This is a genomic window from Arthrobacter arabinosi (genome assembly GCF_054511115.1).
Genome location: NZ_JBTNDF010000007.1, coordinates 1 through 21,135, shown reverse-complemented (window position 1 = coordinate 21,135; position 21,135 = coordinate 1). Strand labels below are relative to the sequence as shown.

Below are 21,135 nucleotides of genomic sequence, written 5' to 3'. Positions count from 1 at the left end.
GTGAGCCACCCCCTTGTCCGTCAACGACAGGGTGTTCTAGTTGCTGGGGGAGTCTGCCGGTTCTGGGGAGCTGCCTGCTGGTTCAGGTGGCGTAGTCCGCCGTGCGCGCCGCTTGGCGGCTGCACCGTTGTCGAGGCCGAGCTTCTTCAGTTCGTCCTCGCTCCATCCGTCTTTGGTCGCACGCACGTACGCCTTCTTGTCCTCACGTTCGGCTTCTGCGAGCTGGGTTTGCAACTCGGTCACACGCTGTCGTGCTTTCACGAGTTCACGCACAGAAGTAACGCGAGAATTGAGGAGCTGACGTGCCTGGTTCTCGATGTCTTCAACATTGATGGTCATGTGCTGAACTTTAACGGCTCTGCCTGACAGCCGGTAGTCCAGCTCTTGCTTCATCACCGTTCCTTTCGCCACGCCTTTGACCACTTGGACGCGAAGTGAATTGGCAAGGTGGAGAGGTCGGACCGTGGAATGCCGGAGCGGAGCGAGGATATGCCGCGAAAGCCGTCCTCGGAGCCTTGCCAAGAGAAGGGCGGACAGTACGATGACCAGCCGAAACGGAACGGCGCAGCCGGTCAAAAACATGACAGGCGCGGAGCGCCCTTAGCAACGTCAACACCCCGAGCCCTCCGGAACCACGCGAAGGAGCAGGCGGAGCCCCAAACGGAGCAAGCTATACCTTTAGACGGGTCTAAATGGCTTCCAGCCCTCGACGCGTAGCGTCTCCTGCGGCACACTGGAGTGTGGGTCCCCAAAGTTTTGGGGTCGCTGCGCTGGCTTTCTAGAGATGGGGGTGTGTCCGGTGGTTGAGCAGGTAAGGGCTTCCCGTCTCGGTAAGGAACGGCGTGAGAATGTTGCCGGCGGCCGGCCGACGAGAGTCGATGTGAAGGTCACTGCGCAGGAGAAAGCGGCGCTGATCGTGAAGGCGGCCGAGCAGCACGTGTCTGTTCCACGTTTGCTGGTCGAGTCCGCCCTTTCCGAAGGAGGGGAAAGGCCGGCGGACCGGAGGAACCTCGCGGTCGAACTGCTCGGCATCCGTACCTTGTTGGGCGCGGTGTCGAACAACATCAACCAGATCGCCCGGCACGCAAATGCGACCGGGGATTTTCCCGATGACGCCGAGGCCGCAGTGGCCGCCGCGCGCCGCCTGATGCTGCGCATCGATGAGGCGGTTGTACAGGTGACCCGCCCGTGATCCCGAATATCACCAAGGGATCGAGGATGTTCGGGCTGGTCCAGTACCTAGCCGGCCCGGGAAGGTCGAACGAGCACACCGATATTCACCTGGTGGCCGCATCGGACTCGGTTGTCAGTGTCAGTCCTGGCACTGTGCTTGACGCCGAGAACTCACGGATGCTCGGGCACGAGCTGGACATCCCGAAAGCCGTCTTCGGTGCGGACAATGACAAGCCGTATGTGTTCCACATGTCCGTCAGCCTCCGCGCTGACGAGGGAGTGCAGGACGACGAGTTGTGGTCCAAGATCGCCCACGATTTTATGGAAGAGATGGGATTCAGCGGGTCGGATGGAAAACCACCGTGCCGGTGGGTCGCCATCCGTCATGGGCTGAGCAAGGCTGGCAACGATCATATGCATTTGGCTGTCAGCATGATCCGCGAGGACGGCACCCGCTGGTCCACCCACAACGACCAGCCGCGTGCTCAGAGAACCGCCCGGGCACTGGAATCGAAGTACGGGTTGGCTCGCATCGATGGTGTGCGGGCGGAACGTGGCTTCCACCCGAAGGAACGCGAAATAGCCCGCGCCCAAGGGCTACCCGAACTGCCGCGCGAGACATTGCAACGGAAGGTCCGGGCGGCGGCTGTCGCCTCGGAGTCCGAAGCGGAATTCGTGCGCCGGCTACGAGGCACAGGAGTCCTCGTCAGGCCACGGTTCACCAAAGACAGTACGAAGGCTGTCGAGGGTTTCAGTGTCGCGGTTAAACCCACCGTTGCAGGAGCATCTCCCATCTGGTTCGGTGGCGGTCGCCTCGCACGCGATCTGACCCTGCCGAAGCTTCGCGTGGACTGGAACGACACCCCGGAACAGGCCGACGTGGCCACCGCCGAATGGCAGGCCGCGCACCGCGGTAAACGTGTCGTCGCCGCTGGCCGAGAGACGCAAACACCAACCGTTGAGCAGTGGAAGACGTACACCAGCGAAGTCGGGCACCTGTACGAGCGGCTACGCACCGTGTCCTCCGATGACCCAACCCTATGGGCGCAGGTCGCCCGCGAAACATCCGGTGCATTTGCGGCTTGGAGTGTACGCACCGAGGCGACACCGGGCCCGCTAGCGGACGCATCCAAGGTTCTGGCGAGAACAGCACAGCTGACCAGGTTCCCGGCGCGCGCCGAGAAAGCTCCTCTACCGTCAGCTAAGGGTGCAGGCATGCTGATGATGCAGGCCCAGGTCGGGCCATCCACGCGGGCAGGAGAAGCAATTCTGCTGCGGCAACTGCGCAACACCATGCACGCTATGCACGGCATGTACAAAGCCTCCGGGCAGCTGCACGAGGCCGAACGCATTCGCGCCGTAGCGCAGGATCGACTCGGGTCCGTCAAGACCGCCTTGGAGCGCACAGCACCGATTCACAGTGCGCGGGTGGCACCCGGTGTCGCCGCGATGGCTGTTGCGGAGCGCCCGGTGGCAGCGCCCCGGTGGGTGCAAGCTGCAACCGAGAAGCCACTACTTGAAAAGGTAGAGAGCGTGCCTCCCCTGTTGTCGGAGGAGCAGCGGAAGCTTGAGGAAATTAAACGACTGGCGGCTGTCAGCCGGCCGCCGACGCGTGAAGGCCAGCCAATATCGAAGACCGAGCCACAACCACCGTCAGCGGCGTCTGGTACTGGTAAGGACCAGCACACAGACAAGGCACACCACCGCGACCGCTAAAGCGCACGCATGGACATCACGGCACAACATCTAAGGGGACAGATGCCATCCGAGTACGACGTCAGGCAAGCACGCAGCGAGGGACGCGCGGAAGGTGTGCGGGCAGAGCTGCAACGCCTGCGGGCATTCACTGGCATCGATGGTCTGGCAGCACCGGACCATAGCCTTCCAGAACACGAGGCCTATCCCATGTATGAGCAGAGTCTTTTAGAGCGAATGGAGCGTGAACAACAACGGGGAGGGTGGCGGCAGGAGGGGTTGCCGGAAGCGGAAGCGCGCGCCGCCGAGGCAGACGCCGACTATGAGGACGCGCTCAGGAATCATCAGGAGGACCGTCAGAGTGCCGGGATCTTCGGCAAGATTTCCAGCTTGATCACTCAACCCTTTCTTCCGGAGAAACGGATGGCCCAGGAAGCACACGCGTACGCGGACGAGCTGAGAGCAGAGGTGATCGACCTCGAGCAGAAGTTGGATGTCCTGCGGACCGAGCATGAGGCGGTCGGCCAGTGGCTGGATCACATGTACGCGACAACAGCGGAGGCTGGGGAGAAGCGACTGGCAGATCAGGAGGCCGCCCAGCGGGATATTTCCAACCGCAACTTTCAGGTGTTTGAGATGCACGATTATCTGGAGCAGGACAACCGCCGCAAGCTGCGTTGGGAAGGCGCTCCCGAGGTCCCTGGTGGCGCAGATTTCGGATACCACTGGCGCAGAGACGGTGACGACACCGGAGAACGCAAGCGCAACCAGGGCACGTGGCACGCTGTATGGATTAGTGAGAATCAGGAAGCGGCGATCTTTCGTCGTTCGCCAGGACTTCCCGACATAGTGATCCTGCTCGGTGATCACATTAGGAGCATGGACGAGGCGATGGACTTCTTCGTTCCTCTCGAAAGCCGGCAATCGGAACGCAACAGCATCGCGTTGCTCATGGACGCGTACACGGAGAAGTATTTGTAGACCTGTACTGACGGTCGGTACAGAGAAGCCCCGAACACCATCAGGTGTCCGGGGCTTCTCTAGCGGTACAGACTGAATGGTTCTAGCGTCCGCCCTTGCTGACAGCGCGCGTGCTAACCAGAGCCGGCGCCTTCCGTGCCGCCGGAGCATTGGGGCCACCACCCTTGACCGCGGCCTGCGGGTGAGTGCCCTGGCTGATGTCCGCCAACATCCGGGCATCGATGGCAGTGGCATCGGCCTTCCCGTGCAGAGACAACGCGAACTCCGAACGACGCTCGGCGCTGTCCCATTCATGCCCGGCCCGACTCTCCTCGTTCTGCGCTTCTAGGGCAAGGGATGCAGCATCATCAGGAACGGTCACACGGTTACCTGCAGCGTTCATCAGCTCATCCGACCGGCCTGCCGTTGCGTCACCGTCAATGCGGGCGGCAAGGGCCCCTGCATCCTCGCGATATCCGGCAGCACGCAACTCATCACTGTCGTTCTGGAGGCCGTTCGCGCGGTCCATGGTGCGTTGGTCCATCGTGGTGCCCGCGAGAGCATCAGGGCGGCCAAGGTAGGACGCTACAAGAGCGTTATTCATCCGTTCTCGATCCCGCGCTGACTGCGACCGGATCATGTCGTGGTTGTACGCGCCGTACATCGTCGGTGCATCCGTGGACGCCCACTGCTTGGCCTGCAGCAACTCGGTGAGCTGCTGCCCGGACCTCGTATCGCCCGGGCGAATGCCCTGCGCACCCAAGCGGTCCTCGATGTATCGGGACGTGTTTTCAATGTCGGGGTCCTGATCCCGCCATACCAAAGCGGTTTCGTACGCCGCTCCGATTTGCTCAGGAGACGCCGAATTCCACCACCGATCCTCGAGAACAGGGGACAGAGCTACGCGCGCTGCGGCTTGTTCCGCTGCGTAACGGGCCGCGGCATCCGCGCCGGCCTTTTCGCTCACCGCCCGCTGTTCCATCAGCGACTGCTGTCGCGCGCGAGCGATACGCTCGGCCAGTTGCGCGGCAATCGTCAATGCCTGGCGAAGACCGTCATCGAAGATTTCATTCACACCGTCAGATTCCATGATTACTCTCCTTCGTTGGGTGATGCCTGGCTTGAATCGGTTTCTTCACGCACGTCCGGGAACAGTTCCACTGGCGGTGCCACGATCGGGAATGGTTTCAGTGCTTCAGCGTCGTGGCCACGGTCGAGGGTGCAGCCATCGAACGGACCCTTGGTGTCCGTCAGAACCGCCATGTGGTGGTCGAGGTGGTCCTTCATGAACACCGACATACCCGTCTTCCCGTCGAGCCGTAAGTGCTCCCAGGCTCGCCAGAGCGCCTCGAGGCGAATCACCGCCTCGGCATGCATCCACCAGCTCGGGCACCAGGTCGAGTTGCTGCCGTTGGCTGAGAGCACACGGCGATACACCGGAATTAGGAACTCCTGCACCCACTGGGCGACGGAGCCGTACACCAGCTCCGGTTCCTCCGCCGGCCCATCCGATTCCTTCTCTGCTGCCGGCTCGGCGTCGTCCTCGCTCAGGAAACTCGCGAATCGATCCGAATCGTCCGCAGGAGCGGACTCGACTGCATCGACGTACCGATCCTGAATCCACAACTCGACTTCATCGAGGAACCACAAAGGGGTCTTGCCGTCGATGGTTGACGGCTGGGGTGCCTCGCCGGCCGATACCAACGCCTTGAACCCGATGGGTGAAAGCTTGCGCACTCGCTCGGATACCAGGGCGGAGACCTCTGTGGCTGTCAGTGCGAACTGGAACGGCACGCCTGGAGTCGTGGCCGGCTCTGTGCGCGCTTCTGTGCCCGTTTGTGTGTCCGGGGTTGCTGGCATGCCTGTGACAGCGTCGACTAGTACCTCTGGGGTTGGCTCTTGATCCCAAGCATCGGGATGGTCGGGCCCGCCTTCCCCTTCAGCCCACGAGATGGTGATGGGTTCGTTCTCGTTGTTATCCGGCTCGGTCATTTCTCGGCCGCCTTGATCCATCGAGAGGCTGCTGCAGGGGCAGCTGCCGTTGTGTCAGACGTATCAGCGGCAGGGCCAACAGCCACAGCCGGCGCATTGGGGGGACGGGTCGAGCTGTCACTGGTTGCCGGTCCCTGGACTGCTTTGTATGCCGCGACGAGAGGGTTCTCGGCCGCGTCCTTCCTACCAACAATGGTTGCTGCATTGTCGGCACTGGCAGGGGAAGGGTCGTACAGGTTTAGGGACAGCCACACGGCGTCAGCGTGCGCGGTGCTTTGCCAGGTCAGCGTGCGCGCCAGTGTGGCCGGCGCACCGGAACGCTTGACGATGACCCTGCCACGAGGCAGGGACGACAGGTCGGCCACGGTCATGATGGCCTCCTTGCCGCCATCAGGGTTGATTGAGCGCGAGTTCCCGGTCTTGGAGGAGCTCTGCGACATGGTGTCGTACGTGTAGTCACCGATCAGTGAGGAGAACGAGCGCAGGAATCCTTCCTCATCGATGCCGGAGCCGACGACCTTGACCGACGCTGCGGACCAGATCTTTTTCATCGACTTCTCGCCCCACAGTTCCTCACCTTGCGAGTAGGACTGCAGGAACGCGATCGGGATCAGGCCCTTGGACCCGTAGTGGCTGTACTTGTCCGGCAGGTCCTTCCAGGGGCACACGTTCGCGATCTCATCGAGGGGCATGATCAGCGGGACCGGCATGCGTCGGCCCGGGCAGGTCATGGCGTAGTTCTCGGCCGCCTCAGCGACCGCGATCGTCAGCGCCGTAGTCAGGGCGGCCGCGGAGCCGCCGCCTTCCTTTGACAGCACGTAGAGGGTGTCTCGTGCGTCTCGCACGAACTGCTGCGGGCTGAACTGGGGGCGGGTATCCGCTGCGGAGATGGGGTTGACCCATTGCAGGGTCCCGACAAACTTCAGGGTCTGCACCATGGATTTGGCGGTACCGACCACACCGTCGCGTTGGGCTGGCTCGTAGTTGAACTGCGCTTCCAAGCCGGCGGCGTACGCGGTGTACTTTCCGCCGTTCGTCTCGCGCAGCAGCCGGGATGGCTCGGACGGCTTGCCCTGATTGATCCAGTCGTAGACGATGCTGATTGGCTTGTCTCCCACTGCGGCAGCGAGGAACAACGCGGTCAGCATGTCCTTGCCCTCGTTGTCGAAGTACGCGTCTCCTTTCACACCTGGTCCGCGACCGGCGACCATGAACGTCTCCGCGAGCTTCAACGCCTTCTCGTCGTCCGTGACGTAGGACAACGGGTTCCACCACCATGACGCCGGGTCTCCGCTGATGTTCTGGGGATCGAAAGCCCAGACCTTGCCTTTCAAGGAACGTGCGAGACGGGTCGCGTCGATCACGTCCGGTTTGTTCGAGGTTGTGACCACCGCTCCCGGTGCGTCCAGAACGCTGGGGATCACCTGCGTGGAGGACTTACCCTGTCGAGGCCCCCAAATCTGCATGACCACTGACTCGAAGTCAGCGAACAAACGTTGCTTGCCCGCCAACGCGACACCGAGGAACACACCGATGCTCCCCGTGACGCCAAAGCGCTTCGCGGCGCTCGTGGCCGTCCGCTCAGTAAGGTCCGAAATGTCCTTGCCACGTCCCATCAGCGATGCCTTGTGATCCACGCGTGAAAGGCCCTTCCGGCCCTTCACAACGCCCACCAGAATCAGGACAGCCACCAGCAGGATCAGAGCAGCTACAGACGCGCTGATGACCGTTGATGCACTGGACCAGGCGATACCACCACCGATCAGTCCGAAGGGTGCCGCGAACGGGTTGGCCGGCAGTTCCTGCCCGTCCTTGGTGATCAGAGACCCGCCGTAGATACCGGCGTCGAGAACACCGATCGCGAGGACGACGAGCCCGATGGCAACGAAGCCGAGGACCTGCCCGGGGGTGAGGGCGTTGGGTTTACGCTGCTTCATCGCGAGTCTCCTCGTTCTGGCCATCATTGGCGCCATCGCCGTTAACGTCCTCGTCGGTGATGCCGAGCTGGTTCTCGATTTCCTCAGGAGTGAGGCCTTCTTTGCGCAACCGATCCCATCGTTTGTTGGTGTCGGCCACCCTGTCCTCGATTGAGGTCAACCGGGTTTCCACGGGGATGCCCGGGCCCTGACCCAGTTTGATGAGGAACTTCCCACGACCGAAGGGCGCTTGCTCGCCGCCTCGAGAGGTTGTGTTCTTCACATCCGACCACGAGATGATGCGTTGGCGTTCGGCGCGCGTCATGTTGCGCAGGTCCTGCACGGCCGCCATCTCGGAGCGGTTCAGGCCGCCCATGACGATCATTGCGCACCGTTCAGCGAAGCCCTGTGCCTTCTTCCGGTCCGCCGCGTCCGCAACGGCATCGAAGTCTTTCAGGGTGTGAGAAATCATCATCTGCCCCACCCCTTGATGCCGGTTCAGGCGTGTCAGTGAGTCCGCCCGATCGACAATGCCCCGGCCGATGCGCAGCGCCCGCCACAGCTCATCCAAAACGATGTTGTAGTTGCGCCGTGGTTCCAGGCCGGCATCCGCGAGAACCTGTGACACCTTCACCGCGGCGAAGCCTGTTGACCACGAAGCGAGCATCGCGGCCGCCTGTTGCTCAGGCAGGGTGTCATCGATGGCCGAGAGGTCAAAGACGGAGGAGCGGTTGATGTCGAGGCGGGCCGTGGTGTGTTTGGAGAACATCCCCCCGATCGTGCTCCCGTCAGCAATGCCGTTCAGGGACTTCCGCAGCGAGTCAGTGGAGTCCGCATACCGGCCGTCATCGCCGCGGTCGAGCACCGCGTTCCGGATAGCTTCCGGGCGGTCCGCGATCACCTGCGAGAGGTCCTTGACCAGCGGCACACCGTCGAACTTGTCGAAGAGGATCCGCAGCGCCTTATCCAGGACGATGGTCTCTTCCTCGGTGATCGTGGTTCCCCGCCCGACCGTCAGCAAAGCGGTCAACAAAGACTTGCGGTGGTAATGCGCCTCCGCCAGAACCTCTTTGCGCAGGTCACCGGTGAGCCGCTCCGCTGCCCGTGTAGCGATCCCCGAATCGAGTGGGTTCAGGTAGCCGCGGTCGTTGCCAAGACGGATAACCTGCCCGCCCATCATCCGGGTCCGCAACACGTGCTCGCCCTTCACATCCCCCAGCGTCATAGACAAGACGCCGAAAGCGTCGAGGCCGATCACGATCTTCCCGACGAGAGTTGATTTGCCCAACGACGGGTTGGACATGAAGTACACGCTCGGGTTGGGGATCAGGCCGCGCTGGTACGCGGTGAAGTGGTCGAGGCCGACAATGTTGCCTGTCAGCAAGTTCGATCCCAGCGGAACGCCCGCCAGCGGTGAGCCCGCACCAGAGGAAAAGGGGAACAGGCCGCAGATCTGCCGGGACGATCCTCGGTACTCGGCGGGCAGATCAATGTAGGAGGCGTGCCCGCCTCCGGCCATCGAGTAACCACGCTTACTGGGCGCGACGTAAGCTCGACGGCCAGCTTTCCGCAACCGTGTTGGATCAACGGCTGTTGACCCGGCAGTACGGACATCGAGGGCAGGTGTCGTATCCGACGATCCTGACCTGGTGAACAGGCTGGGAAGTTTCATTAGATGGCCTCTCGAACGCGGGCGGGAACGGCAACGTAGTCGGGAAGGACCAAGCCCAACGGAAGGCCAGCGGTGAAAGCGACGTCCTGCGACCCGTAGGCGGGACGGACGGTCAGTTGCGCGGTACCGGCCAGATCCTCAATCTCGTACGACGCCGCGCGGGCGTCGATAGACCGCATCACGGTGGCCGTGATGACGATGCCGAAGTTGATCAGGGATGCATCCTTCGCCACTTCCTGCGCCGTCTGGACTGCTGATGCTAGTTCCGCTGCCGCCCGGAAGCTCGGGCGCTTGGTTGAACCGGACCTCACCGACGCGGCGTTCACGTCCCGCTCTGCAACGTCCATCGCTGTACCTGCCGGGATAGGCCGGTACAGCATCGTGACGCGCTTACGGTCAACATCCGCACTCGGGGTCAGTAGGTGCTCGAAAACGTTGGAGAACACCACACCGCGAGGTGCCACCGACATCACCCACGACTTGGAGAAGCCCGACGCGTGCCGGTACCACTCCCAACCGGCCTCAGCGGCGACTGGGCCCACGTTGTCCCACGACACCTGCGGAGTCACGCCCTGGCTGCGAGCCGCATCAAAGTGTTCCGCGAGGACCGGATCGTACGCGCTCATCACAACCTCGCAGAGAGTCTGCGCATCAACAGGGTGAGCATCGCCGGCCCCGCACACCTCAAGGTGTTCGGTGAACTTACCCAAACGGGTTCCAAGGTCAAGCCCGATGTCTTCGATCTTGCGGTTACGGTCCGACCCGGGACGCCACGTCGTGAACGTCAGAGCGATGTACGCCCGTGTCACCGCGGACTGCTGAGGGAAGGTCTCCTTAACCTCTTCCATCATCTGCCGCGCGGCAGGCGACGCTGACTCTGACATATTCGCGTCAATCTCGTGCCGCAACCGCACCCCGTAATCAGGAGCCGTTTCGACTGTGACGGACGCGGCCACGATGTCCGAGGTTTTAGACAGACCCGACAACCAGGCACCCCAGTTCGCTACATAGTCATCGATGTTCTCTCGATCGTTGAGGGCGAGGCCGGTTGGTTCGACCTCAATGACGACACTCACGTGGTTCGCGGTCGGCATGTGGAGCAAAGCAAAGGGACGCCGAAAGCTATCTTCGAACTCGTGGAGCTCCGACGTAGCCAGCAGGCCAGGAAGCCGGCACTTACCGTCCGGAACGTGTCCGACCGGACCCGACCGGTAAATATTCCGGCGTGCCCGGGAAGCCTTCTTAAACAGGCGGCGTGCAAGCAGGCGCTGACCAGCGGACCGGCCGTGCTTGTCACGGATGGTCAGGAACATGAACGTGCCGCCCAATACCGCCAACGCCACAGCGCCGCCTATCGGGCCGATGAGGCGAAAAAGGATGATCGTGACCAGCAGGCCACCGATCAACAGGCCCGTCTCCAGGGCGCCGAGCTTTCCGATACCGCCCGTACGAGGCTTCCGCCAGTTTCCGTATGTCGGCTCCGAATACATCGTTGGCTCACTCATGACCTACCCCTTACTTCCTGACGGACCCTCGCCCGTCGATGATTCAGCCGCGCCCTTGGCAGCATCTGAGCCCTTCTTCGCGACCGTCGCGGCCGCCGCTGCAGCAATCCCGACCGGACCCGCCGCCGCTGCAGCACCACTACCGGCTGCGGCAGTACCACTCGCAGCTGCACCGCCGGTGGTAGCACCCGCTCCCCCCGCGGTTGACGCGGCCTGAGCGCCACTGCCTCCCCCGCTACCGGATGCGGTAGTGCTCTTCGGCTGCGCGGATCCGCCACCACCAGAGGACTTCGAGCTGGTATCCGACGAACCTCCGGGACCCTTCTGCGACTGGCTAGAAGAGTTAGAGGTGTTGGACGAGTTTTGGGACGTCTGTGATGAGGTGTTCGAGGACTTGTGTCCGCCGGAACGGCTGCCACTAGACGCCATTCCCTTACTGATCGCTCCGGTTGCCAACGACCCGGCCATAGCGCCCATCGCGGCACCACTGCCGCCGCCACCAGCAACGGCTCCAACCATTGGTGTTACAAAGCGCATCAGCGCCGGCAACGCGATGACGGATACGAACATCAGGCCCAAGCCGGTCACGATCTTCACGCCGCCCGTGCCGTCGTCTTCCACGCCGAGCGCGTTAGAGCCGGTGAGCTTGAACGCCGTTGCATAGATCAGCGCTGCCGCAGGCTTGTACAAGATGAACGCGATGATCCAGCCCACACACCGCTGGAACCATTGCCGGCCCATCTCCGTGTTCGTGAAAGCCGCAGCAGTCGGGAAGATGCCCGCCAGGACAACGAGGAGGCCCGAGCGGAAGACCATGAGCACCATCTGGGCGAACGAGACACCGATAGCGATGAAGCCCATCACGATGATGAGGATCACACCTATCTGCTCGTTCAGGCTGATCATCGCCAGCAGGTTCTCGCCAAAGCCCGTCCCCGACGTCGCGTTATCGATCAACCACTTCGCCAACTCGTCCGAGGCCGTGATCAAGAGCTGAATCGCTGTCACCCCAGCCGCGGACACGAGGATGAAGCGAACCAAGCCCATAGCAACCTGCCGCATCGGCTCGCCACGCTGTTCCCAAATCATCCGGCCGGCACCTACCAGAACCGCCAAAACGGCCAAGCTCATAGTCCAAAACCACAGCCCGCTCTGCAGGAACTCAACCTCAGCCGACGCAGCCCCATTGGACGCAAGCAACGGAGGCGTATCCACCTGCACCCAGAACGTGCTCAGCCAGGCGACCATTTTCCCGAACGCCTCGGCAGTTCCATCAGCAGCCTGCTGCAATGCACTCCCGGTGAAATCCTGGACCGCGTTTCCGATGCAGTTCTTTGGGTGGAAAATGTCGCATGGCTCTTCGCCTTCCATGTCAGACACCTGCCCAGGGAATCAGCGAGGAGAGGTCGGAAACCTGCTGCCCCGCTGCTGGTGGCAGTACTGCTTTCCAGTCACCGTCCTCCCAGATCATGGTGGTTGTGAAGGTGAAGTAGGTCTGATCAGGGAATTCCACCCCGAGTGTGACCACTGCGTTGTCCTCTGAGTAGGAGATGTACTGAAATCCCGCTACCTGGAGGTCAGTAACCTGTTCAGGCGCTGCAGAAGAGAGCCGGGAATCCCGTTCGGGACCGGCTGCAGCTAGGTATTGGTATGTGTCAGCTTGGCGGCCGTTAGCACCCGTTACCAACACATTTGCTGTTGCATAGAGGGCTCCGGTTGGGTTGTGAGCGAAGCAGGTTCGGACTCCCTCGGAGTTCACTTCACCGGGTCCGAAGCTCTCGGGCTCGGCAGGGGCGGCCGTCTTGCCTACGAGCTCCCACTGTGTCTCGAGGTCCGGTCCGGGGATGGTCTGATCGCCCTCAGGGAGACCGCACACGCTGTCTCCGGTGTCATCACTATCGGTCGTGGGTGTCGCCGGCGATGAGGCGGCAGATGTAGGCGCGCTCGAGGGAGGAGTAGCGCCCACAGGCGGCAGGAACGCGTACACCAAGGCCAGGATGACGATGATTACGACCATGGCCGCTGATGCGAGGAACCATGGACGGGTGAAGGGATTTTCGGGCTGTGCGGCGCTGTCCTTTCGTTCGCTCATGCTGAACCGCCCGAGGCGGTCACGATGGCTCCGACGAGGCCTGAGGCGACAGCGGCGAGGATGCACCCGCCCAGCACCCAGATCAGGCCTGAGGCGGCGTTACCGCCGCGTCCCTGGTTGTGATCGACGGCCATTTTGCCGGCGACGAGGAGAACGCCGGCAACTGCGAGGCCGAAAACGATCCAGGACACCCATCCCAGGATGGTCAGAAGCCCCTGAGACCCCGGAGGGGCAGTCGGGGTGGGGTTTGGGACGACAGCGACGATCGCGCCGGCGGTGAGGTGGATGCTGGTGAGAATAGACATGTTGTGTTCCTTACTGTGTTGGGGTTTGCGCTGCGGTGTGCAGTTGGATGTCGGATAGGACAGCACGGACCCTTTGAGGGAGGTCCGCGACGTCGGGAGTGAGACCTCGACGCCATTCTTCGACCCATGGCATGTGCCAGGTATGAGGAACTGCGCCGGAGACGATGGTGGTCAACCGTGAGAGGTCTTTTGGGAGTTTCGTGGGGGCATCGGCTGTAATGACCAGGCCCGCTAGTGCTAGCGGCAGGTCGCCGGTAGACCACTCGATGGCAGCGGCCTGAGCGGAGCGCAGCCCCTTCGCGTTGGAGCGGCACACGAGTAGCACTCGGTCAGCCTCGGCGGTCACTGCCGATTCGTTCCGCACCGGCCATGCGTGCGAGGCAGGCACCGAACCGTGAAGCAATGAGCTGATGGTGGACTCCCCTGCCCCACCGTGTGTTCCAAGGACCCATAGTGCGGGCGGTGCGCCGTCGACGTTGAGACGATCTAGGACGTCCGATCCTGAGCGGAGACGGACGCCTTTTTGCGGACGGGTGGGCCCGTGGGGTTCCCGTGTCATGACTGTGGGTACGACGTCGGTAGGTTCTGCCGAGCCGCTGACGGCTTGAATCCACCGCGATTCCTGACTGGTGGCCATCATCGACTCACAGCCCCCTCGCGACGGCAGCTGCCGCTCGGATCCAGGCGCGCTGTGTAGCCGGTTGCAGCGCGCCGAATCGCAGTTCACGCTTGGTAAGAGCCCGATCGAACGGAACGGTCACGACCTCCCGCACATAGGGGCGGAATTTCTCGGCCATTTCCTGCGCCAGCATCGCTTCCTTGGGCAGTCTTTCCGACACGATGACGACGGAATTCTTGGCGAGAGCCGCTGACCGCTCGTCTCTTAGGTCCAAACCCTTCAGTGTCAGCAAGGCCCCTTCGACGCGGTCTTCCTCTGTCGTGGTTGCGACCACGACCTGCTCCGCGTGGTCGATGGTCCGAGTCCAATCAGGTGTGCGGTGGTTGTTGCCGGAGTCCATAAGGATCAGTCGGTAGTACTTGGCAGCAACCCTGTGCAGGAGGTTTACTTCTTCGGCGGTCACGACATGCGTGCCCTGAATGTCCTGATCGGAGCGCAGCACGTCGTACTTATCCATGCTCTGGTGGTGCACGAACGCGTTGATATCCGCGGACTGTGCGGCTGGCGACAGGAGCGCCTCAGCGTTTGCGATGACGTCCAGAGCGCTGCGCACGTGGTCGCCTTCCTGTGTGCGCCATGCCAATGACCCGGTGGAGGGGTTGTTGTCCCAGGCGAGGACGCTCGCGCCTTGACGTCCGAAGGCAGCGGCCAGCATGGCGACGGTCGGGGTCTTATTCGCGCCGCCCTTCTGGTTGACGACGGCTACCGTGCGGGTGCCCGCAAAGTGCTTGGACACCTGGCGGATGTCTTCCCGCTCGTTCAGCTCGAAATCGGAAGGAGCCAACGAGAAGCCGAAGCTATTGAGCAGTCCACGGAATCCCTGTGTGGCGGGCTCTGCAGTGATGTTCGTCGACAGGAAGCTTCCCGCTTCCCGAAGCGCACGACGACTGGTCGGAGCCGGTTCTTCAACAGCGCTTTCCCTTCCGAGCACCCGTGGCTCCGGCCGTGTCATCACAGCGTCGGTGGGGGCAGGAGCACCGATGCTCGCTTCCTCGGCCGGCACCAAATCTGACGAGGGCTTAGGGGTCTGCGGTGCATCAAAAACAGGCACTGACAGAGACGCAGGTGAAGCGACAGGACAGGGTGCGTCACCCACGCCATGAGGTTCTACCGAACGAGACGGACCCTCGACGCTACTAGTCACGAGTTCCGCTTCGGCCGCTGCCGGAACGGTTACTGGGGTGGTCACGACCTCGGATGATTCAAGCTCCACTTCCCCTTCGGGTGAGACGATGAGCACTTCGAGGCCTTCGCCGTCGTGCGTGGTGACTCGGATGGGTCGGCCGGCGAGCTGCGCCTGGTCTTGGGCCATGCTGATGAGGAGGCGGCGAACGTCGTCCGGCGTGGAGCCTGACACCAGTTCTTCGTTCGTGCCGATCATGAAGACTCCGGTGTTGTCCTCATTCACGCGGGCGCTGATGGGTGGAAACGCCCGAATCAGTTTCTTATCGATGGTCATCTCAGTTCTCTTTTCTACGGTCGCGGGTGGTTGGGCGGAGAGCGTCTTGTGCGTGAATCAGGTGTCCTTGGGCGCAATGGCGGTGACGAGCCATGGATCCTCCTGCCCGATGCGATGCAGCTGCACGACCCAGGGACCGGCGTCTGTGGCGAATTCCGCTGTGACTGTCAGTGGGTTGCCTTGCTCTCTGACCAGCGTCGGCTCGGAGTCCACGGATGAAACCCTGATCCGTGCGGGGTCGATGTATTGGGCGTCGACCGCGTAATCCTCGGCAAGGTAAGGGAACAGGTCCGTGTACCACTCACGTTCTGGCATGTCGGGTCGGGCGAAGAGTCCCATCACCTTGGTAGCGATACCCTCGACTTCCTCGTCTGTCTCCGGGGCCCAACTCACATCAGGGATGCCCTCATAGAACTCGTCATGGCCGTGGCCATCATCGGCGTGATGCGTCTCCTCCGCCGATGCCGTGGGCTCTGGCGCGGTGGATGCCTGCGTGGTGTCTTCGGTGCTCGCTGTTGGTGCGAACACGGCGCACCCGGCAAGTAACACAGCGGTCAGTCCTAAACCGGCAGCCGCGGTAATACGTGCCGTTCGAGTGTGGAAGCTTGTGCGCTTGGCTCGGCTAATCATCAGAGAACTACTCCCTTGCTGCGGAGGATCGGTTCGGGATCGACGGTCGGATTGGTTGGGATGGAAGGCTCGTTCGGGGTGCCTGTGAAAAACTCCAGGTGCAGGTGCGTGCCAGACACGTTGCCGGTGCCTCCCTCGTTGGCCAGCACCGTGCCAGCGGCCACCGTGTCTCCGACCTTGACCTTCAACGTCCCCGCGGCCAGGTGGTAGTAGCCAAGAGTGAGCTTCCCGTCGAGGGTCGCGCCGTTCACACGAGTGCCGAACTGACCGTCGCTCTCGCGGGCAATGGTGATCTTCATATCCGTTGCCGCGACAACAGCGCCGCCCACAGATGCAGTGGTGGTGGACAGGTCGAGTCCATAGTGGAAGTCAGCGAGAGCGCCGCCTGCAGTCCCGGCCGGCGCTTGTCGGGGCCCGTAGCCGCTGGTAACGGTCGACCCTGGCAGCGGGTTAACCCATTCACCGGCCAATTCCCCAATGACAACGTTGCTCCCCGTGGGACATGAGCCGTTTGGGTCGACGCCGGCAATGTCACCGCCGGCGAGAGCCTCGACTACTTCCGTCGCGGCTGCGCGGAACTGCGTGTAGTGGTTTGGGTTGTCATTGCGCTGCACCCGGTGGATAGCGATGCTCGGTTCGAGGTCCTCCCACCCCTTGACGTCCTGCAGTGCCTTGAAGAAGTTGGTGGCGCTGACACGTGGGTTCATCCGGTCTTCCAGTGAGCCCCACGCACCGTTGTCGCGCTGCTGGAACAGTCCACGGGAATCAGGGCCCGCCGCGTCGCCGTAGGTTTTCACCTCGAGGGTGGACTCACCGATCGCCGTTTGTACGCCGATGATCTGAGCGGCCACCGGGAGGTTCAGGTCAGTTGCGGCACCCATGATTTCCGCTGCATTTTGTAGCTGCACGCCTTTGAAGCCAGCAACTTCTCCCGCAGCTTCGACGTCCGGATTCACACCAGGTGCCTCACACGGACCGGCCGCAGTAGCAGGAGTGTCACCCAGAAACACGACAAGACCCAGCACTAGAACGATCGGCATCACGAAAACGCCGATGATCAGTGCAACGATCCCGGCCCCCTTATTCACAGGACAGCACCCCGCTGAGTCACTCCAACCGCTCCCCTCATCGTTGTTTTGGCCTGCTGGCACGCAGTGCTCTGACGGACCGATTGAGAGGTACTGTCCACCGGGTTCACCGGGGCGTGGAGGAAACAAGTTTGGGCGGGGGTTTCCTGCGCAGCAGGCCGGGCAAAGTTTTTCCGGAGGGCTCCGGCGCGTAGCGCCCGGTTGACAGTGACTCGCGGTCCGTCATGATCCGAAGGGCAGCAGACCGAAACAGTGCTTTCACTGCCCGAGCGGAGCGAGGCCTTTCTGGGTGCGGGCATACCCGCACTGGCGGCTGTATGAATGCGCCACCTGTGCTTTGAGCCTTGCGAGACCTGCGTCATTGTTGCCTTTCCTTGGGCCCCCAGCGGACCCAGTGCCCCCAACTGGCACCATCCACCTGTACCACGCGGTGACGACCATCAGTGCCCTTGCTTGCAGGCGAACTGTTGGTACGGTCTAGACTGACTAAATAAGTACGTCAGTCGCCAACACTATCCGAATAAATCGGACAGTAGAAGCAGGTGAAGGTGCGTAGGCCAAAATGGGAGGATGCCCCGCTATGTACAACCCGCCAGTTCCACCGATCCCGAAGCGGTATCGGTGATCGATGTGCTTGGCCTGAACCCGCTACGCGCCGGCATCCTGCGATACCTCGCTCAGAATCCTGAAGGAGGCACCAGTGGTGACATTGGGCGCGCGCTCGACGCCGGGTACAAAACGGTTCACTGGCACCTTCGACGCCTCGAACAGGGCGGCTTGGTGGACTCGGACGGTGTCAACGCAGACCGGCAAGGACAACGAGTGATCTACAAGCTGAACCATCGAGGGCTCGACACAGCCGTTGATGAAGCCGCGAAGTACCTGAAAGGGAAATAGCGGCGACACGCCGACAGCATCCCACTTAAAAGATGCCTAAAAATTAGGTTGAAGCCATGAGTCCTTCTGAGCCAAAGAAGCGCGGTCGTCCCAGCAAAGGGGACCGCCAGCTTTTTACCGTTCGCGTCAACACGGAGGACGCCAGGAAGCTAGTGAGGCTTGCGAAAGAGCGAAAAGTACCAGTCAACTCGCTGGTTGCTGAGAACATCCACGAGTTTCTCAAGCAAGTCGACGAACTCACTCCCTCAGACCAGGAGGCCTTGCCCATGCAGCGGGCCAGTTAAAAGAAGAAGGCCCGCCTAGGCGGACCTTCTTATCAAGTTTTCGAGCTTCACACCGTCTCGTCCGGCCAAGGTGAATCGGTGAGAAGCTCCCCAGTCACTGCTTTCGCTGTGCCTGTTGCTACTGCGTTACTACTACGACAAGGATTCTACTACACGTGCTGGAAGCTCCTCCAGTCGTTTCGCGCGCGCCGCGCCGCAACGATTCCGCACACCACGCAAATGCTGCGTGGTCTCTGGCTCCCCTAATTGCTGGGCAACCCGTGTACAGGCTCGGCCGACGTATCAACGGCTCTGTCCGGTATCAGCGCTCTGCTACGCCGCATCACATCACCGCGAGTCTTCCGTCAGCGCCGGCGGCCGTGATGATTCACGACGTCGACGGGTCCGTGCGGACCCTATGCCTTGACCTTGATACGTCCCGGACTGCCCGGCGGGCCGCGGTCGACGCTGACGCCGCCCGCCTCGGTCAGTTGCTCCGCACTGCAGGTCTCGCCTTCGTGGAAGACCGATCCCCAAGCGGCGGCCGACACCTATACGTCCCTTTGCAGGAACCCCTCACTGCGGCCGAAGCACGCCAAATCGTAGAAGCGCTGCAACTGCACGCACCAAGCCTTGACCCGACACCACACCAGAACGTGACCGACGGCTGTATTCGCGTCCCAGGGTCCGCTCACAAGCTCGGCGGGCACCAAATGCTCATCACTCCTCTCACCGAGGCATACGGCATCCTTCAGCGCCGTAACCCCGTCACGGCGCTGATCGCGCTCAGGCAAGCCCTCGCACCCGAGTTGCACCGCCTCGAGCAGGACAAGCGCCGCCAGCAACGCACCGCGGCCGACGCGATCGCCACCCTACGCGCATCCGACGCTACCGGGCGCAGCACCAGCCCCAAGAGGGCAGGAGAACGCTCTGCGCTGCGTTCCGTGGCCATCACCGGCGTCTACGACACCAGCACCTACCCCAGCGACTCCGAGGCCCGTATGGCGGTTCTCAACCACTTCGCAGGCTGCGGCTGGACCGTCGACCAAGTCCGCGCCGGCATGGCCGACCAGTTTGCCGGCCTCACAGCGCTCTACGGAGACACGCACCGAGTCAGCCGCCTGCTGCCCGTGGAGTGGGCCAAAGCCTACTCCCGCATCACAGCCAAAACCCCTGCAGAACGCACACGCAGAAGGTATGCACCTATCTGCAACACAAGCCCAACAAAACTCACGCCCCCCTCCCCCCACAAACCTTCAACACCAAGCGGGCCAACGATCCACCAGCTCGTGAACGATCTGGAAGTCATCACCTACGCCATCCTCGATTCACACTTCGACCAGCTAGGTCGTATCGGGATCTCGTTGAAGCTCCTCATGCGTGCCGTCCTAGGATTCATGAGGACCAACGAAACCAACATCCTCGCCGTCGGCTGCCGCTCCCTCGCCGTCGCAGTGGGCAAAGACCACGTCACCGTCGCTCGACTCCTCGCAACACTCGAACGCGAATCACGCGGCATCCTGACCCGCATCGACCGGGGCCGCGGACGGAACGCCGACACCTACGCCATCGACCTCCCCGCCGACCTTGAGCAGCACGCACGCGTCCTGCCCTGGCGGAAAGGCAGGATCTACGGCATCCGGCCAGTGTTCCGTGCCCTCGGAGACGTTGCAGCCCTCGCCTACGAAGGCATCGAACGCGCACGCCACTCCCCCACCACCATCGAGCTCTCCCGCGCCACAGGAGTCAGCCGCAACACCCTCAGCGACCATCTGGCCACGATGGAAAACCTCGGCATGATCCGCCGGCACCACGGCGCCTGGCAGATCATCGCCACCACCAACCTCCGCCAGCTCGCAGAGCGCCTCGGAGCCACAGCGGACTACGGCGCCCAAATCAGCCGCTACCGCAAGGAACGCGCCGCGTGGCACGCCTGGCTCGACCGTCACCACGTCCCGCAGCTCACCGAACACGAGCTGCACAACCCCGACGTCGACGAGTACTGGCTCCCGCCAGCCGACGACGACCACGAGCACCACCTAGCCCTGTGGAACGCCAGCAGAACAGCAGCCTGACCAGTCAACGACCGCACGGCCCCGAGCGCCCTCCTGCCCACGTGGGCACGGCCCAAGCCCTCCCCGCTACGCTGCTTGGCCGCACACGCGTGGACAGCAGGAACCAGCCTGACCGCCTGTACACACCCACCACGTCACCGACGCGGGTCACTCACCTTGAGCGAGCAGTGGCCGTGCACAGCCTCGATCTGGTGGGAGGGGAAATTACTACTATTAGAAGCATTAGGGATGAAAATAGCCGGCGTTGTACGTGAATGGGGGGACATGGAGTACCGAATGCCGCGATCAACCGAACAAGGTGCCTACCGGCGATGACTCTGAGTCGCGACTACCGGCCCCGACGGTTCTCAGCGGAAAGTTCACGGCGCGTGCATTGATGGGGTCTTATCCATGCCTCACGAGCTCGTGAGAACTCCACCCACTGGGCGTACACCGCGGATGAGGTCCACGCCATCGCAAATCCCTTGGCGGTCTGCCGGCTTCCATCGGAGTATTCAAGTTCGACCCAGATCGGGCGTGCCTTTGCCGGCTCGGTCACGACATCGACGGGTTCCGCTAGTTGCAGCGGAGCGACGAACCGATCAGCACTTGGCGGGATTCCATGCCACCCAGGACGCGGTACCGGAACGGGTGCCGTCGGTTCAGGAGCTGGTTCAGCGGGTCAAGCCCCTGGGAGTGGTGTAGCGCTGCGTGATCCCTCGCGGGGTTAAGCGGTCAGTGCGGGGCGGGCCTCC

The 21,135-nt window shown here is 62.4% G+C and carries 19 protein-coding genes; 6 read left to right on the top strand and 13 right to left on the bottom strand.

Translation table 11 applies throughout. The annotated features are described in order from the left end of the window. Positions 1 to 36: 36 nt before the first annotated feature. Positions 37 to 393 carry a hypothetical protein gene (locus ACX80P_RS15310; protein ID WP_459278974.1) on the bottom strand — a complete coding sequence of 119 codons (357 nt, stop codon included), beginning with the start codon at positions 391 to 393 and terminating at the stop codon, positions 37 to 39. Positions 394 to 799: 406 nt separating this feature from the next. Here ACX80P_RS15310 and ACX80P_RS15305 point away from each other — a divergent pair, with 406 nt between their 5' ends. From ACX80P_RS15305 to ACX80P_RS15295, 3 genes are read left to right on the top strand one after another with little or no spacing between them, the layout of a single operon-like run. After that, positions 800 to 1,192, top strand: a complete 393-nt coding sequence (locus ACX80P_RS15305) for a plasmid mobilization protein (protein ID WP_459278973.1) — start codon at positions 800 to 802, stop codon at positions 1,190 to 1,192. Continuing rightward, positions 1,189 to 2,889: a relaxase/mobilization nuclease domain-containing protein gene (locus ACX80P_RS15300; protein ID WP_459278972.1), complete on the top strand. Its 1,701-nt coding sequence runs from the start codon at positions 1,189 to 1,191 to the stop codon at positions 2,887 to 2,889. The genes ACX80P_RS15305 and ACX80P_RS15300 overlap by 4 nt, the downstream gene beginning before the upstream one ends. 9 nt (positions 2,890 to 2,898) lie before the next feature. Continuing rightward, the gene (locus tag ACX80P_RS15295) at positions 2,899 to 3,849 is read left to right on the top strand and encodes a hypothetical protein (RefSeq protein ID WP_459278971.1); all 951 of its coding nucleotides are present in this window, start codon (positions 2,899 to 2,901) and stop codon (positions 3,847 to 3,849) included. Between the two features lie 82 nt (positions 3,850 to 3,931). Here the strand turns inward: ACX80P_RS15295 and ACX80P_RS15290 are convergent, their stop codons facing one another. The 12 genes from ACX80P_RS15290 to ACX80P_RS15235 all read right to left on the bottom strand — a co-directional run bounded on the left by ACX80P_RS15290 (position 3,932) and on the right by ACX80P_RS15235 (position 17,166). Beyond that, positions 3,932 to 4,918, bottom strand: coding sequence for a hypothetical protein (locus ACX80P_RS15290; protein WP_459278970.1), 987 nt, complete (start codon positions 4,916 to 4,918; stop codon positions 3,932 to 3,934). A 2-nt stretch (positions 4,919 to 4,920) separates the two neighbouring features. Then, positions 4,921 to 5,820, bottom strand: a complete 900-nt coding sequence (locus ACX80P_RS15285) for a DUF4913 domain-containing protein (RefSeq protein ID WP_459278969.1) — start codon at positions 5,818 to 5,820, stop codon at positions 4,921 to 4,923. Continuing rightward, a complete protein-coding gene (locus ACX80P_RS15280) occupies positions 5,817 to 7,757 on the bottom strand; it encodes a type IV secretory system conjugative DNA transfer family protein (RefSeq protein ID WP_459278968.1) in 1,941 nt (646 codons plus the stop codon). Before ACX80P_RS15280 ends, ACX80P_RS15285 begins: the two co-directional genes overlap by 4 nt. Then, positions 7,744 to 9,255: a putative type IV secretion/conjugal transfer ATPase gene (locus ACX80P_RS15275; protein ID WP_459278967.1), complete on the bottom strand. Its 1,512-nt coding sequence runs from the start codon at positions 9,253 to 9,255 to the stop codon at positions 7,744 to 7,746. Before ACX80P_RS15275 ends, ACX80P_RS15280 begins: the two co-directional genes overlap by 14 nt. A 152-nt stretch (positions 9,256 to 9,407) precedes the next feature. Next, a complete protein-coding gene (locus ACX80P_RS15270) occupies positions 9,408 to 10,913 on the bottom strand; it encodes an SCO6880 family protein (RefSeq protein ID WP_459278966.1) in 1,506 nt (501 codons plus the stop codon). Positions 10,914 to 10,916: 3 nt separating this feature from the next. Beyond that, positions 10,917 to 12,284, bottom strand: coding sequence for a TrbL/VirB6 family protein (locus ACX80P_RS15265; protein ID WP_459278965.1), 1,368 nt, complete (start codon positions 12,282 to 12,284; stop codon positions 10,917 to 10,919). A gap of 1 nt (position 12,285) precedes the next feature. Beyond that, the gene (locus tag ACX80P_RS15260) at positions 12,286 to 13,005 is read right to left on the bottom strand and encodes a DUF8175 domain-containg protein (RefSeq protein WP_459278964.1); all 720 of its coding nucleotides are present in this window, start codon (positions 13,003 to 13,005) and stop codon (positions 12,286 to 12,288) included. After that, on the bottom strand, positions 13,002 to 13,310 hold the full coding sequence (locus tag ACX80P_RS15255; protein ID WP_459278963.1) for a hypothetical protein: 309 nt from the start codon (positions 13,308 to 13,310) through the stop codon (positions 13,002 to 13,004). The genes ACX80P_RS15260 and ACX80P_RS15255 overlap by 4 nt, the downstream gene beginning before the upstream one ends. A 10-nt stretch (positions 13,311 to 13,320) precedes the next feature. Beyond that, positions 13,321 to 13,869 (bottom strand): DUF6668 family protein, encoded by a 549-nt coding sequence (locus ACX80P_RS15250; RefSeq protein WP_459278999.1) that lies wholly within the window; start codon positions 13,867 to 13,869, stop codon positions 13,321 to 13,323. Between the two features lie 85 nt (positions 13,870 to 13,954). Continuing rightward, positions 13,955 to 15,448 (bottom strand): AAA family ATPase, encoded by a 1,494-nt coding sequence (locus ACX80P_RS15245; protein ID WP_459278962.1) that lies wholly within the window; start codon positions 15,446 to 15,448, stop codon positions 13,955 to 13,957. 57 nt (positions 15,449 to 15,505) lie between these two features. Continuing rightward, the gene (locus ACX80P_RS15240) at positions 15,506 to 16,078 is read right to left on the bottom strand and encodes a hypothetical protein (protein ID WP_459278961.1); all 573 of its coding nucleotides are present in this window, start codon (positions 16,076 to 16,078) and stop codon (positions 15,506 to 15,508) included. Further along, positions 16,078 to 17,166, bottom strand: coding sequence for a M23 family metallopeptidase (locus ACX80P_RS15235; protein ID WP_459278960.1), 1,089 nt, complete (start codon positions 17,164 to 17,166; stop codon positions 16,078 to 16,080). The genes ACX80P_RS15240 and ACX80P_RS15235 overlap by 1 nt, the downstream gene beginning before the upstream one ends. Positions 17,167 to 17,736: 570 nt before the next feature. Here ACX80P_RS15235 and ACX80P_RS15230 point away from each other — a divergent pair. The 3 genes from ACX80P_RS15230 (at position 17,737) to ACX80P_RS15220 (ending at position 20,401) form a co-directional block, all read left to right on the top strand. Further along, positions 17,737 to 18,063, top strand: a complete 327-nt coding sequence (locus ACX80P_RS15230) for an ArsR/SmtB family transcription factor (protein ID WP_459278959.1) — start codon at positions 17,737 to 17,739, stop codon at positions 18,061 to 18,063. Between the two features lie 56 nt (positions 18,064 to 18,119). Beyond that, positions 18,120 to 18,347, top strand: a complete 228-nt coding sequence (locus ACX80P_RS15225) for a hypothetical protein (RefSeq protein ID WP_400485030.1) — start codon at positions 18,120 to 18,122, stop codon at positions 18,345 to 18,347. Positions 18,348 to 19,039: 692 nt separating this feature from the next. After that, the gene (locus ACX80P_RS15220; RefSeq protein ID WP_459278958.1) at positions 19,040 to 20,401 is read left to right on the top strand and encodes a winged helix-turn-helix domain-containing protein; all 1,362 of its coding nucleotides are present in this window, start codon (positions 19,040 to 19,042) and stop codon (positions 20,399 to 20,401) included. Positions 20,402 to 21,135 lie beyond the last annotated feature (734 nt).

Bases quoted from the DNA above. Each gene is read 5' to 3' on its own strand.
- ACX80P_RS15295 (WP_459278971.1), top strand. From the start codon at position 2,899: ATGGACATCACGGCACAACATCTAAGGGGACAGATGCCATCCGAGTAC.
- ACX80P_RS15230 (WP_459278959.1), top strand. From the start codon at position 17,737: ATGCCCCGCTATGTACAACCCGCCAGTTCCACCGATCCCGAAGCGGTA.
- ACX80P_RS15240 (WP_459278961.1), bottom strand. From the start codon at position 16,078: ATGATTAGCCGAGCCAAGCGCACAAGCTTCCACACTCGAACGGCACGT.
- ACX80P_RS15285 (WP_459278969.1), bottom strand. From the start codon at position 5,820: ATGACCGAGCCGGATAACAACGAGAACGAACCCATCACCATCTCGTGG.
- ACX80P_RS15290 (WP_459278970.1), bottom strand. From the start codon at position 4,918: ATGGAATCTGACGGTGTGAATGAAATCTTCGATGACGGTCTTCGCCAG.
- ACX80P_RS15255 (WP_459278963.1), bottom strand. From the start codon at position 13,310: ATGTCTATTCTCACCAGCATCCACCTCACCGCCGGCGCGATCGTCGCT.
- ACX80P_RS15245 (WP_459278962.1), bottom strand. From the start codon at position 15,448: ATGACCATCGATAAGAAACTGATTCGGGCGTTTCCACCCATCAGCGCC.
- ACX80P_RS15270 (WP_459278966.1), bottom strand. From the start codon at position 10,913: ATGAGTGAGCCAACGATGTATTCGGAGCCGACATACGGAAACTGGCGG.
- ACX80P_RS15280 (WP_459278968.1), bottom strand. From the start codon at position 7,757: ATGAAGCAGCGTAAACCCAACGCCCTCACCCCCGGGCAGGTCCTCGGC.
- ACX80P_RS15310 (WP_459278974.1), bottom strand. From the start codon at position 393: ATGAAGCAAGAGCTGGACTACCGGCTGTCAGGCAGAGCCGTTAAAGTT.
- ACX80P_RS15275 (WP_459278967.1), bottom strand. From the start codon at position 9,255: ATGGCCGGAGGCGGGCACGCCTCCTACATTGATCTGCCCGCCGAGTAC.
- ACX80P_RS15265 (WP_459278965.1), bottom strand. From the start codon at position 12,284: ATGGAAGGCGAAGAGCCATGCGACATTTTCCACCCAAAGAACTGCATC.
- ACX80P_RS15260 (WP_459278964.1), bottom strand. From the start codon at position 13,005: ATGAGCGAACGAAAGGACAGCGCCGCACAGCCCGAAAATCCCTTCACC.
- ACX80P_RS15225 (WP_400485030.1), top strand. From the start codon at position 18,120: ATGAGTCCTTCTGAGCCAAAGAAGCGCGGTCGTCCCAGCAAAGGGGAC.
- ACX80P_RS15220 (WP_459278958.1), top strand. From the start codon at position 19,040: ATGCTCATCACTCCTCTCACCGAGGCATACGGCATCCTTCAGCGCCGT.
- ACX80P_RS15250 (WP_459278999.1), bottom strand. From the start codon at position 13,869: ATGACACGGGAACCCCACGGGCCCACCCGTCCGCAAAAAGGCGTCCGT.